Here is a 13,566-nt window from a genome sequence, read left to right as displayed (position 1 = left end):
ATGAATGAACAGCGCCAAATCACGGTTCTGCAAGCCTCTGCCATTACGATCAGCACCATCGTGGGAGTAGGCGTTCTTGCACTCCCTTTGTCTGCGGTCAAAGCTGCGGATGCCGGGGCTCCGTTCGTTACTTTTTTGGGAATGCTGCTGGCGTTTGTCGGACTTTTCTTCATGACCCGGCTCGGCATGCGGTTTCCGAACGACTCTTACGTGGAGTACAGCGAAGTCATCATCGGCAAGTGGTTCGGTCGAATCGGAAGCTTGATCTCGATTGCGTTTTTTGCGGTTTTGAGCTCACTGGTCGCCAGAGAATTCGGAGAGGTTGTCGTTACGGCCGTCCTGAAGAACACACCGCTGGAGATAACCGTACTGGTCATGCTGCTGTTGGCTGCATTTTCTTCACGCCGGAATATCATGACCTTTTCGTATATCCACTTATTTTACAGCCCCTTTATTCTGATACCTGCCCTTTTGATCGTCGCCCTTTCATTAAAAAATGCAGACTTGGTCAATGTACTCCCTCTATGGGGAAATGAACCCGGAGGCATACCGGCAGGCATTATTACGCTCTCCACCGTGTTCCAAGGATACTTTATTATGATGATGGTCATTCCGGCCATGTGCAAACCTGAAAGAGCGATGCGGTCCAGCCTATGGGCCATGGTAGTAACCGGCGCTTTGTATATTTTGATCGTGGCTGCCACCGTGGGTGTGTTCGGAGCCGAGGAAACCAAAAAGCTGTTGTGGCCGACACTGGAGCTTGCCAAAGCAACTTCATTGCCTGCCAATGTGCTGGAACGCTTGGATGCAGTCTTTCTAGCCGTATGGGTAACGGCTGTTTTTACTTCCTTGTTCTCTTGTTACTACTTTACGCTTTACTCGATAAGCAAGCTATTCCGGTTAGCGGACCATGGGATGTTGTCCTTCTTCATCCTCCCCTTTCTGTTCGTGTTGGCCATGCTGCCCCAAAGCTTGATTCAATTGAATGAAGTGAACGGCATGATATCCAAATACGGACTGCTGATTACTATCGCGTATCCCGGTATCCTGCTGATCATCGCCATCCTGCGCAAAAAAAGAGGTGCAGCCAAATGATCGGGGAAATTTACAGCGGTTATTTGGATGTTGCCATTCTGATCTGGCTCTTCTGCGGCTTGTTCAATCTGTTCATCGACACGAATAAGTACAGACAATCGAACATGACCAAGGAAAAAAAAGTATCCCGCGTGCTGGGTTGGATCAATATCAGTATCGTAACGGTTTGGTTTCTGGTTATCGTCCTTGTTAAAGTCTTCGTGTGAGTTTAGATGTCTGAGTTCAGGAGGATCTCAATGAGTAAGAGAGTAAACGCCGGCTTTAACCTAAAATTCATGATCCTTCTTCTCCTCTGCTCACTTCTGACAGGCTGCTGGGATCGGATGGAGATTGAGGAACGCGCGGTCGTTCTAGGTATATCAATCGACACGGCCGGCAAGAATGCCGAGATTCGTGAAGATGAAATTTCTCATCTTCGAGGGAAATATCCCGCACCGCAACAGGAAATGATCCAGTTATCCGTTCAAATCGCTCTTCCCGGCAGAATACCGCTCGGACCCGGCGAAGGCGGTGCTTCAGGAGAAGGCGCCCAAGAAACCGTGTGGGTGCTTGATGTTGTGGGACATACCGTCGATGATGCGATGATGAATCTCCAGCAGCAAATATCAGGCAAATTGTTTTTTGGACATCTCCGCGTCATCGTCGTTTCTGAAGAATTTGCGAGAAAGGGGATGGAGAATTTAAACGACTATCTCCACCGAAACGCGGAAGTCCGCCGTATGGCCTGGCTGATGGTATCCAAAGGGAAAGCGAGAGAACTGATGGAAGCAGCCCCGAAGCTGGAGCGCGTCCCGGCATTGTATTTGTCCTCCACGCTTGACGACGCCGTTAAGCATGGCAAGTTCCCGAGCGACTATATCGGAACCTTCTGGAACAATTCGTCGAAGAAGGGGCAGGAAGGATTTCTGCCTTACATCCAAATCATGAAGGGCGATAACGTGGAAATCAGCGGCATGGCTTTTTTCAAAGGCGCCACACTGGTCGGCGTGACAAAACCGTTTGAAATTGCCGGATACTTGGTCATTAAGGGAATCAGTCCGGCAGGATATCGGGGAATCATTCATGTTGGAGACGACTCTCAGGTCGTCACCATCCATGCAACGAACCGGGAATCGGAAATCAAGGTAGACATCAAGAACGGCCTTCCTCATTTTACGATCACGGCAGTGACGGAAGTGAATGTCGAAGAGAAAAACACGGAAACCCTCCCGCTCAATAACTCGCATATTCTTGAGGAAATTGCTCGGGAGAATGAACGATCCGTTAAAGAACTCATGCTCGGACTAATCCAAAAAACGCAAAAAAAAGAATCCGATATTTTCGGATTCGGTGAATTGGTACGAGCCAGAAAACCATCCTATTGGAATAGCCATGTCAAAACCGCGGATCAATGGAGTGAAATTTATAAACATACAACCTTTGATTTCCGTGTAACATCGAAAGTCCGAAGAGTCGGCATGAAGGCGGAATGATGGTGTCAGACCCACAACACAGTAATTAGCTATAAAAATAATGAACTTGAACACGGGTAAAGAGCGCTATCGCTTGAATACCACATCGGCTGCAATCGGCAGATGATCCGATGCTTCGGTTTGGATCACGCGTTGATTGGCATGCCGGACGTTAGGGGAAGTCAGAATATAATCGATGGTTGCCGACGGATTGATGACAGGGAACGTATAGGCATCGTCTATTCCCTCAAAGCTGTTTACGAATAAACCGCTGTTTAACAGTAATTGAAACTCTGAACTGTCCGGTTCCGCATTAAAATCCCCCATGAGAAGCGCAGGTCCCTGAGAGCCGGAAGCAAGGTCAATGATTTCCTGAGCCTGTGCCGTTCTGCTGGTGACATCCAGCCCGAGATGCGTGTTGTAAACATCCACATGGATTCCCCTCAGATTAACGACGGCATGAAGAACGCCACGCTGCTCCTTCCCGAAGCTGCTTAACCATGTATTCTCGGATCGGAGTATCGGATACTTGCTCACGATGGCTGTCCCGTATTGACGGTTGTTTGTTTGTCCTTCCCCCGGTTCCAAATCAAGATTTGCGCCGTAAGCGTAATGATAGCCGAGCAAATCAGCCAATTCCTTGGCTTGGTCTTTAAAATCGCTTCGTTCCCCGTAATGCCGATCCACTTCTTGAAGCCCGACAATCTCAGCGCCGGAGTCGCGGATCACATCCGCAATTCTCTGCAGGCTCAGCTGACCATCGATTCCTACCCCATGATGGATATTGTAAGACATCACGGTGGTGCTTACTTCTTTGCCTTGACCCTTTCCCGCTGCCATGACGCCCGTTGCAAACAGGGGAATGATGAACAAGCAAGCGATTAGCGAAATGAAGCTTTTTTTCATGAACGAATCTCCTTCCATTAGCCAGATTAATATTGTAAGAATCAAATTGATTATATACGGGTTTTATTTTCGCCAGATCAAGCCACGAGCTGCTCCTTTAAAATGGTAAAAAAGAAACAGACTAGACACCCTTTATATGGTCCAGCCTGTGACCTGCGACTTACATTCGCTTGGTTGATCGCAACTATTCAATGAGTCAAAACCGCCTGCGCATCAATTAAAAATGCTGTCCGGAACGTAATATACCTTCTGCGTATTCTGCTTATTGACCGGATCCGTCACGATCGTAAAATATACGTTGCCGTTCTTGGTCTGGACTCCCTCGATTTCATGGTTGCCTACATTCGTAATTTTCACGAGGGTTTTGAAAGTCCCGGTATTCGTCATCATGGCAATCTGAGGGGTTTCGCCTTCGGCTCCGCCTGACGTATAGATTTTCGTTTGGCCGAGCATATCCGCCCCCTGGAAAGATCCGTTCGGTCTGACGATGCCGCTGCCCGATTGCGTGAAGCTGCCAACCGCTGCGTTCACCGCGGCTGCGCTGTCCATCCGCACCTGTTCATTGCTGTCAAGCAGCTTATTGAGCGCGACCGTGTCATAAATGGACCAGGTCACGGTTCCTTCTTTCGTCTGAACGCGGAACACCGTATGCGTACTGTTGCCGCCGCCATCAACCCGGTAGGTCTCGCCCAGCCTTGCTCCTGTTTTATTGGCGTAATTCATATAGGTAAATCGATGCAGATCCGTATAATCGACCGTCTTGCCGGCCGAATATTGCAGTCTTGCTACCTGGAGCGACCAATAATAATCGGTTGAAGGGTCTGCTTTTGAACTGAAATAGAAATAATTGACGCCATTGTACGTATACATATCCAGCGTTTGACAGTGCCCCGTGTTGGTGACGGTCATTTTATCTACAAAAGTAGCGTCATTGCCGTTAATGAGCAATCTTGAAAGATAGCAGGTTCCCTTGGAACGCTGCGTGACATACAGATATTTATCCGCGATGTAGGCTTTTTGAACAGCCACGTTGTGTTGAAGCCCTTTTAAATTGTAGGCAAGCGTTGCCGAAGCGTTGACGGTTTTCTCTGGGGTTGCCGCGAACGCGGGCAAACCGGACATACAAAAGATAAGCATTGCAAGGATGAAGGACGTGAGTAATTTAAATTGCCTTTTCTTAAGGCTCAGCCCTTGAACGTCAAACATCAATCCACCTCCATGAAATGATAGAATTCCGTGAGTTCCTCGGCGCCCCCTTTCCTAGGTAGTGAATGTACACTTTGAGTTTACCATTTCCCCCAGGGATTTCCTGTGCTTATCATACTTAAAGTTTTAGGAAATCATGGTCCTTTAGCCCTTTTTTTTCGATTAAACGCCCAAGAGATCATAAAGAAAAGGAGCATCCGCTTTAAGATTCGGCGAATGCTTCCTTTGTCTCTAGCAGTTTAGGGATGAAAAACAACGGATACAACAAAAGGTACAGGTTGGACACCCACCACATGAGGTCGAAATCCGACTTGATGATCCAAAAAACGATCGCCTGCAGCCCGGAACAAAACGTCAGGGTAAGCGAGATTAAGGCGAGATTTTTCCATTTCGCATTTCTTCGTTTATGTAAGTACAGACTATACATCCCGGTAACGGATATGAATATGTCCAGCGGAAAGAACGACCAATTCCAAATAACCAACAGCTCATTGGTATAATCCTGATATAAATACTCTTTAGGAATGAAGGCCAGTGCGGTAATGACCCAATACATAATAAATCCGATATCCGTCACTAAGAACAAACCTTTTAATGTTTTGCCCAAGGCATACCCTCTCTTCTCCTTCGTGATCTATCGTTGGCTCAAGTTTCCCTTTTGATGATACCGGCCAAAAGAATCTCTCCCATATCGCGCAGGCCCTCCTGAAGAGTCATGCTGCTCCTGTTTGCCGCCGAGTCCTCCATTAACCGATAGAAGCCCCCTACATACAGATCAATGAATATTTTGGCGTTAAACGGCCGGAGCAAGCCTTGACGAATGCCTTCCTGAAATAATTCGGCAATGCTGCCCCATTGCTCATTTAGAAATTGGTCCAGACGGTTCCATTGGTTAGGATAATAACGCTGCAGCTCTGTGATGAGGTTTAGCTCGATAAACTGAAAATCAGCCGGGATAAGAATCAGACATCGTCTAAGTTTCTCCAATGTACTGAGGCTCGCATTATTCATGATTTCCTTCTCTTTATGCTGAAGCTCATCGATCGCCCCCGCGAGAATTTCGGCAATTAGCTCATCTTTGGAAGGGAAAACGCCATACAGGGTTTTCGTGCTCATCCCCAGCTGTTTGGCCAGTTCACCCATCGTAAATCGCAATCCGCTTCTCCGGATTTCCTTGCTTGCCGCCTCGACGATTCGTTCTCTCAATGAAATTCACCCCCCACCCTGGAAAATAATAAAACAAAATCGTTTTCTTTGTTTTCCATACATAATATCCCGATTCCTTCTTTGTGTCAAACGAAAGGCGGATCACAACGAAAAGAGACAGCATGGAATGCTGTCTCCAAAATATCGATAGCTTAGACATGTAGGCAAATCCTTTGAAATAGGCTTACGCTCAGGCCTTTACCTTCAACTCAACAACGCCGCTCTCCCAATCCGAGTGGCCGCCTACTACGATGCTGACTCGGCAAGGGACGACATCGTAATCCATGTTGCGGTTCCAGATGGCCAGTTCCTCGAAGCCGAGCTTGAACGTAACGGTGGTGCTGTCCCCGGGCTCCAGCATTACCTTCTTGAATCCCTTCAATTCTCGAAGTCGGCGGGTAATCCCTGATTGATCGGCTTGTATGTAAAGCTGAACGACTTCATCCCCCTTCAGCTTTCCGCTGTTCTTCACCTCCACGCACACCTCGACACGACTTCCGGAGCGAAGCTCGTCAAGCGTCACTTCATTCTGGGAGATGGCCGGAGATCCATATTCAAACGAGCTGTAACTCAAGCCGAATCCGAACGGATATAACGGTTTGGACGGCATATCGACATAGGGACGAGGGCGCCCTGCGTTTTTCTGATTATAATAAACCGGCAATTGACCTACGGAGCGTGGAATCGAGACGGGCAGCTTTCCGCTCGGGTTCACTTGGCCAAACAGGATTTCTCCGATGGCACGGCCTCCTTCGCTGCCGGGATACCAAGCGCACAGCAAGGCATCGCTAAGCTCGGCCACCTCGCCGACGGCGAGCGGACGTCCTTGAATGAGCACGGTGATCACCGGTTTGCCGATCGCGTGAATTTCCCGAACCAACTGCTCCTGTATCCCGCCTAAGCGCAGTTCGGCTAGATCGACTCCTTCCCCGCAGTCCATTTCCGTCGGATCCCCCTCCGCTACGATCGCTGCGCCGTTATTGTCAAACGTGCCCCCGAATTGACGAGCACTGCTGCCGCCAAGCACGAGCACGACCGCGTCCGCGGAACGGGCCGCTTCGATTGCTTCAGGCAAGCCCTGGGCGGACATGCCTCGAACGCTGCATCCGGGAGCGAAGACGATGTCCGTGCCTTCGGGAGCGGCCATCCGAATGCCTTGAAGCGCCGTGACTCCACTGCCCTCGCGCTGAACGCTGGTGTAGTCCCCGAGCTGGTTGTAGAGACGGTCCGCATTAGGACCGATGACCGCCAGCCGTTTGATACTGTTGTGATTCAATGGCAGTACGCCTTTATCGTTTTTAAGAAGCACAACCGCTTCTCTTGCAACGGAAACGTTCAACTCTCTGGCGGCTGCATTGTTCACGGTCGAAGCAGCCAAGCCCTCGTCAACGTACGGCTGCTCGAACAGCCCCAATCGGAATTTCAGGCCAAGCACTCGACCAACCGCGCGGTCGATGCTCTCCATATCGGCCTTCCCTTGTTTCACCGCTTCTTTAAGCGTCGTGAACGACTTGTCCCACAGGCTTAGATCGACCCCGGATGACAGAGCAAGCGCCGCTGCCGACTCATGGTCTCCCGTAATGGACACCAAACGGTCGATGGCCGTTCCATCCGCCATGACAATCCCATCAAATCCCCATTCATCTCTCAGAATGCCGGTTAACAGCTTATCATTGGCATGACATGGAATGCCGTCGAGTTCATTATAGGCCGCCATGACGCCAGCCGCTCCTGCTTTGATCCCCGCCTCTGCGGCAGGCAGTTGAATTTCCCGCAGCTCCCGCTCGCCTGCGGGAACCGGGCCTGCGTTCCTTCCGCCCTGCCCTGCTCCTTGTGCGCATAGATGCTTGAGCACGGCAGCTGCCTTATCCGGACTCTTCCATTCCTCCGGGTTTCTTCCCTGCATGCCAAACACAACCGCCTCCGTCATTCGCGCAGCCAGGTAAGGATCTTCTCCGTAACATTCCTCGGAGCGTCCCCACCGCGGATCCTGCAGGATGTCCAGTACCGAGACCAAACCTAAATGCGCGCCTCGGCTGCGGATCTCGGAGGCCACATGGGAATAGGCCTTTTCAATTAATTCGGGATTCCAGGTGGAACCGATGGCCGTATTGACGGGCAGAAGCGTTCCGTCAAGCGCTTGATGGCCGTGGGGGCATTCCTCCGAGAGCAGGACGGGAATGCCGAGCCGGCTGTGCTCGATCACGTAACGCTGGATGGCATTCGCCACCTTCGCGTTGTCCTGCGTAGGAATCCCGTTCTCATAGGTCACCCCGGACCAAGGGTCCGCCCGGAACAGACCGTACAGGGCCCCCATGCCGGCCCCCCACTCGACATGCTCCTTGAATAAGTCGGTCAGTTCAAACTCCGTTTCGGTCCCTTCGCTTCGCCGATATGCCATCCAGCCGTACAAGTGCTGGTTCAGCTGCCCGACCTTCTCCTGCAGCGTCATTCTGGACAACAAATCCTCTACGCGCTCGTTTACGGGGAGCGCAGCATTCCGATATTTCTCCATATTCCCATACCCCTTCCATCCTGGTCGTCACGCTTCTGATCATTCTTTGATATTCAAGACCCGATATTTCTTGGGCGTCATGCCCGTGTACAGTTTGAAGACGGATACAAAATACTTGTATTCTTTGTAGCCGACGCGGTCGGCAATCTCAAACACCTTGTCCTGCGTCGTCAGCAGCAGCTTTCTCGCCTCGTTGATGCGCAATTCGTTCATGTATTCGCTGAAGCTTTTTCCCGTGCTTTGTTTAAAAATATTGCTGAAGTAGCTGGGCGTAATCTTTAAATACGCTGCCACTTCCGACGCTTTCAGGTCGCTGAGATAATGATCCGCCATATACTTCTTGGCCTTCTCAATGATCCAGAACGATCTGTCGATGCCGACCCTGTCGATCAGCTGCAGCAGATCAAACACTTCCGAGGATATCGCCAGACGAATCGCGTCGGGATGATTGAACACCTCCAGATCGATCGTTCTCTCCAGGCCATGCTCCAGCTGGGTCAGACCGCTTTGACGAAGTCGCTGCCTAAGCATGATGGACAGTTCATCACACACGTTCACCATATCCGTCAACAGGTACCGCTGATCCCGGAAAAATCGGAACATGCCGTCGATTAGCTCTTCCAGCATTTCGGCATCCTGCTTGAATAAAGCCACGGACAGTTTCGAGACCATATCGGCACTGTCGAAATCGTGCTTGGCCCGGCCGTTATCCACCTCGGACTTATATTCGCGATCCAGCAAGGGGCGCTGTTCCAAGGCATAATAAGGCAATAACGCTCGCACCTCCGAGCAGATGGCTGCCGTTTGGTCCGGGGAAGCGTAAGCATCCGATACCGCGCCGTACAAACGATGCTTTTCCGGCCAGGCATCCAGCATCGCCTGCAGAATTTCTTCCCACTGCCGCTTCGGGCGAGGCTGATCCGTCATCAGCAGGGTCAACAGCAAATTTTTATGCACAAACACGGATATTTGACGAATTCCGCTGGTTTCGAGGCTTTCACGAACCGTCCGGATCCATACATGCTGCAGCATCGTTAAATCCTGTTCCGATACGGAAGCTGCAAGGTTCGAGAACTTCTCCAGCTGCGTAGCCATGAGTTTATATTCGGCACCGTTTACTAAATCGCCGGGCACCGCCTTGGCCAATGAAGTTTCATTATGCGCTGCCATGTCGGAAAGCCACAGCTCGGCATCCTTCGATGATCCGTCGACACGGGTATCTTGGTTGCGAATGTCTTCCACGATTCCCGTCACGGCGGCCACCAATTCGTCAATATCGACGGGCTTCAGCAAGTAATCGGTTACATCAAGCTTGATGGCTTGGCGGGCATACTCGAATTCCTCATAACCGCTGATCATGATGACCCGAATCTGAGGATGACGGAGCTTCAGCTCCTTAGCAAGCTGAAGCCCGTCCATTCCCTCCATTCGGATGTCCGTCAGAACCAGATCAATCTCGTGTTCCTGCACCACCTGCAAAGCTTCATTGCCATCATAAGCCTCGGCGACGACCTCGACTCCATAATCCGCCCAGTCAATGGTATAGTGCAAGCCCTGACAGATCACCGGTTCATCGTCAACGATCAGCATTTTTACTGTCTTCACGTGTTGCATCGTACGATTCACCACCGTAGGTTTCAGAATATGGAAGCTTGAGGCGAATCAAGGTTCCTTGCGATGAAGCCTCAATCACTTCCAGTCCGTAGCGTTCTCCGAAAAACAGGTATAAACGTTCATGAATGTTGCTGAGCGCACCTCGTGTGCGGCCGGCTTGGACTCCGATTCGCAGGGATTCCCTGACTTCTTCCAAAGTAGAATCGTCCATACCCCGGCCGTTATCCTGCACGTCGATCCAAATCTCATCCTCCCGCTTATACGCGATGACCGTTATCCTGGCAACCGGCTCGCGCCGATCAAGGCCATGCTTGAGAAAATTCTCGACCAAAGGCTGAATGGTAGCCTTCAAGGTAAGCGAATTCGCCAGATCATATTCCATGTACAGCGCATATTTCAGTTTACGCCCCAGCCGTCTCTGCTGCAAATACAAATAGGAGCGTACGAATTCCATTTCTTTAGCAAGGCTGGTCTCGTAATGGCCATTGTTCAGACTGGAACGAAGGAATCGGGACAAAATTTCGATGAGCTGGCTGGACTCGACGGCCTTCTCCAGCCTGGCGGTCCAGCGGATCATATCCAGCGTATTATAGAGAAAATGCGGATCCATCTGCTCCTGCAGCAGGCGCAGCTCGGATTCGCGCTCCCTCAGTTCCAGCTTGTATTTATGCTCGATCAGTTCCTGAATCGTGGAGACCATATCGTTAAACCTGCGGTTCAGCTCGGAAATCTCATCCTTGGAACGAATGGGGACCCGAGCGTTGAAATCGCCGAGCTTTACGCGATTGGTCTCAATCTTCAGGCGCAGGATCGGCCTGATAATCGTATAGTGGAACCCGATCAAGGCCGATAAGCCCAACAGGAGAATTCCGATGAGAATGACCTGCATCAAGATGGATACGCCGCGTACATCCTGATCCAACGCAGCCTTGGGCACCATGGAAACGATCGTCCAATCGGTATTCTCCATCCGTTGATGAAAGGTCAAATACGCTTCCCCGTCGTGTCGGTATGTGGAAGAGCCCATCGTCCCGGCGGTTATGATATCCGTAATCGCTTTCCCATCGCCGATATCCAAGGATAGCAATTCTTTGGAGGGAAGTACGATTTGTCCTTCGGCATTCACAATGAATACCATGCCTTCGTCCCGAGTTAACCCCCGCTGCAGCTGTTTAAGAATACTGGCTTCATCCATGCGGATGACGAGCCTAGCCAGCGGGAGCGTGATCTCGTCATAGGAATTCAGAACCCGGAACAATGAGACGAGGTTTACTTCACCATACCAGCCGCTGGTGGAAGGATAGCCGTTGCTCCACACGATTCCGCCTTTATGCTCGTCCGCCAGCCGGTTCCAAGACTCTTCGTTGCCGTGAATCGGCTCGCCCATCTCAATGGAATTGCCGTTAAACCCGGTGATCGAAATCGATTTGATATAGTTTTTGGACATGAGCTGAAACGTCAGGAATCCTTCAAGATTCTGCTTCAACTGCTCCGCCCTCCCGCTCTCTGGCGGTGGATCAAGGCGCAGGTATTGGCGCATGTCATTGCTCAATATCAAATAATCGGCTATATCCTCGATCATGGCCGTTTGTTCTTCCAGCTGGTTCGTTACGATCTCCAGGCTGCGCTGGCTTGATTGGATAAATTGGCCGCGCAGCACTTCGTTCAGCTTGTCTTGGGCCAGGACGCCGACCCCCAGCGTAGGCAGAATGACAAAAAAGAGGAAAATGACCAGAGCCTTCTGTTTCAGACCATAATTCCCGATCCAGCCCAAACTGCTGCGCATGTCCATTCCCTCTTTCGATGTCTTCATGATGTTGAGCTGAAACCGGATTAACCTTTAACTGCGCCTGCCGTCATGCCGTTAACGAGCTGTTTTTGCAGGAGCAGGTAAAAAATAATGATCGGTATAAGCGCGATCGTCAACGCAGCCATTTGCAGCGTAAGGCTGGCTGTCTCAATGCCGACAAAGTTGGCGAGCCCAAGCGGCAATGTTTTCAGCGACGATGAACTGATCAAGACGAGTGCGAACAAGTACTCGTTCCAATTATAGATAAAGTTCAAGATCACGACGGTTGAAATCGCCGGACGCGTGATCGGTAATATGATCGACCAGAAAATCTTGAATACGCCCGCGCCGTCCATGACGCCCGACTCCTCCAAATCCTTTGGAAACCCTCTCATGAAACCCTCCAGGATAAAGATCGTCAAGGACAAATGGAACGCCGTGTATGGAAGAATCAGCGATAAGTGGGTATCCAGCAAATGCAGATTCCGCATGATCAAGAAAATCGGAATCAAGGTCGCATGAATCGGAACGACCATGCCCAGCAGAAATATCGCGTAAGTTGCACCGCGCAGCTTAAAATTGAACCTTGCCAAGAAGTACGCCGCAAGCGATCCAAGAAGGACCGTCACGACCAACGATACGACCGTTACGATGATGCTGTTAAGGAAGTAGGTATCCATATTCGCCACTTCCCATGCCTTCGCGTAATTGGAGAATTGCAGCTCGGTCGGTATGGAGAACGGGTTCGCCGCATATTCCTGCTCGGTTTTGAACGAATCTACGATCATCCAAAAGAAAGGGATTATATTAATAATAGCGAATATCCCCAAAAAAGTGTATGCCGATAAATGGAACCATTTCGTTTGTCTGTACATCTCCTCCCTCTCCCTTCTATTCTTTTTCTCTCGCCAATCGATTTACGATCGTGATGACGATAAGGCTAAACAGCAGAATCAATACGGACACTGCACTGCCGTAGCCGAATCTCATATTCATAAACGAGTTGTTGTACATATAGACGGTCATAACCTCCGTCGCATGTGCCGGTCCGCCGCCCGTCATGATCTGGATCAGATCGAACACGCGGAACGAATTGCTTATGCTGTAGACAACGGAGACGAGCAATGTTCCTCGGATCATCGGGATCGTAATCCGCATGATCCGGCTTAGTCCGGTCGCCCCGTCCAGGGCAGCCGCCTCATTGACTTCATCGGGGATATTCTGCAGCGCGGCCAATAGAATGATCATATATAAGCCGCAGTTTTGCCATATATAAGCGATGCTGATGGAGATCATGGACCAGAACGGATCCCCCAGCCAATTATGCTGCCAGCTCTCAAGACCCAGAACGCCGAGCAGGTTATTTAGCATCCCGTATTCCGTGTTGTACACCATGCCCCAGATCAGGGATACCATCACCGATGAAATGACGACCGGCAGGAATCCGATGGTCCGGAAGAAGCTGGAGCCCTTGAGTCCTCGATTCAGCAGCAGGGCCAGCAGCAGGCCAAGCGGAATCTGACCCGCTATCCCGGTAAACATGATAATGATGTTGTTCTTAACGGACAGCCAAAAAATATCATCTTTGAAAATATCTACGAAATTGTCCAGCCCGATAAAACGCATGGGCGTGATTCCGTCCCAGTTCATTAATGAATAATAAACCGATAAGCCGATGGGAAATATGGCAATACATATATAGATAATGAGTGCTGGCGCCAAGCCCAAGAATATAGCCCATTTCGTATGCTTAAGCGTATGCATTGGCGTAACTCCTTTCTTTC

At 50.4% G+C, this 13,566-nt stretch carries 12 protein-coding genes; 3 read left to right on the top strand and 9 right to left on the bottom strand.

All coding sequences use genetic code 11. From position 1 onward, the window contains the following. The 3 genes from MHI43_RS14515 to MHI43_RS14505 are packed head-to-tail and all read left to right on the top strand — an operon-like array spanning position 1 to position 2,567. Positions 1–1,095 carry an endospore germination permease gene (locus MHI43_RS14515; protein WP_015735077.1) on the top strand — a complete coding sequence of 365 codons (1,095 nt, stop codon included), beginning with the start codon at positions 1–3 and terminating at the stop codon, positions 1,093–1,095. Beyond that, positions 1,092–1,301, top strand: coding sequence for a CLC_0170 family protein (locus MHI43_RS14510; RefSeq protein ID WP_036663216.1), 210 nt, complete (start codon positions 1,092–1,094; stop codon positions 1,299–1,301). The genes MHI43_RS14515 and MHI43_RS14510 overlap by 4 nt, the downstream gene beginning before the upstream one ends. Before the next feature lie 30 nt (positions 1,302–1,331). Beyond that, positions 1,332–2,567 (top strand): Ger(x)C family spore germination protein, encoded by a 1,236-nt coding sequence (locus MHI43_RS14505; RefSeq protein ID WP_036663217.1) that lies wholly within the window; start codon positions 1,332–1,334, stop codon positions 2,565–2,567. Positions 2,568–2,633: 66 nt separating this feature from the next. Here the strand turns inward: MHI43_RS14505 and MHI43_RS14500 are convergent, their stop codons facing one another. The 9 genes from MHI43_RS14500 to MHI43_RS14460 all read right to left on the bottom strand — a co-directional run bounded on the left by MHI43_RS14500 (position 2,634) and on the right by MHI43_RS14460 (position 13,546). Then, entirely contained in the window at positions 2,634–3,452 is an 819-nt protein-coding gene (locus tag MHI43_RS14500) for an endonuclease/exonuclease/phosphatase family protein (protein WP_036663220.1), read from the bottom strand. 213 nt (positions 3,453–3,665) lie between these two features. Next, the gene (locus tag MHI43_RS14495; RefSeq protein WP_036663222.1) at positions 3,666–4,658 is read right to left on the bottom strand and encodes a helveticin J family class III bacteriocin; all 993 of its coding nucleotides are present in this window, start codon (positions 4,656–4,658) and stop codon (positions 3,666–3,668) included. 202 nt (positions 4,659–4,860) lie between these two features. Next, positions 4,861–5,265, bottom strand: coding sequence for a YvaD family protein (locus MHI43_RS14490; RefSeq protein ID WP_036663223.1), 405 nt, complete (start codon positions 5,263–5,265; stop codon positions 4,861–4,863). 38 nt (positions 5,266–5,303) lie between these two features. Further along, the gene (locus MHI43_RS14485; protein ID WP_015735072.1) at positions 5,304–5,864 is read right to left on the bottom strand and encodes a TetR/AcrR family transcriptional regulator; all 561 of its coding nucleotides are present in this window, start codon (positions 5,862–5,864) and stop codon (positions 5,304–5,306) included. A 190-nt stretch (positions 5,865–6,054) separates the two neighbouring features. After that, positions 6,055–8,379, bottom strand: a complete 2,325-nt coding sequence (locus tag MHI43_RS14480) for a glycoside hydrolase family 3 N-terminal domain-containing protein (protein ID WP_036663226.1) — start codon at positions 8,377–8,379, stop codon at positions 6,055–6,057. Between the two features lie 39 nt (positions 8,380–8,418). Then, the gene (locus MHI43_RS14475; protein ID WP_036663229.1) at positions 8,419–9,993 is read right to left on the bottom strand and encodes a response regulator; all 1,575 of its coding nucleotides are present in this window, start codon (positions 9,991–9,993) and stop codon (positions 8,419–8,421) included. Further along, entirely contained in the window at positions 9,956–11,806 is a 1,851-nt protein-coding gene (locus MHI43_RS14470; RefSeq protein ID WP_341283276.1) for a sensor histidine kinase, read from the bottom strand. The genes MHI43_RS14475 and MHI43_RS14470 overlap by 38 nt, the downstream gene beginning before the upstream one ends. A 20-nt stretch (positions 11,807–11,826) precedes the next feature. Beyond that, positions 11,827–12,570 carry a carbohydrate ABC transporter permease gene (locus tag MHI43_RS14465; protein ID WP_233354854.1) on the bottom strand — a complete coding sequence of 248 codons (744 nt, stop codon included), beginning with the start codon at positions 12,568–12,570 and terminating at the stop codon, positions 11,827–11,829. A 103-nt stretch (positions 12,571–12,673) separates the two neighbouring features. Beyond that, positions 12,674–13,546 (bottom strand): sugar ABC transporter permease, encoded by an 873-nt coding sequence (locus MHI43_RS14460; RefSeq protein WP_036663231.1) that lies wholly within the window; start codon positions 13,544–13,546, stop codon positions 12,674–12,676. Between the last annotated feature and the right edge of the window lie 20 nt (positions 13,547–13,566).

Source organism: Paenibacillus sp. FSL H8-0457, assembly GCF_038051935.1.
In the GTDB taxonomy this organism is placed as follows: domain Bacteria; phylum Bacillota; class Bacilli; order Paenibacillales; family Paenibacillaceae; genus Paenibacillus_AQ; species Paenibacillus_AQ lautus_A.
This window is presented reverse-complemented; position numbering and strand designations above follow the sequence as displayed.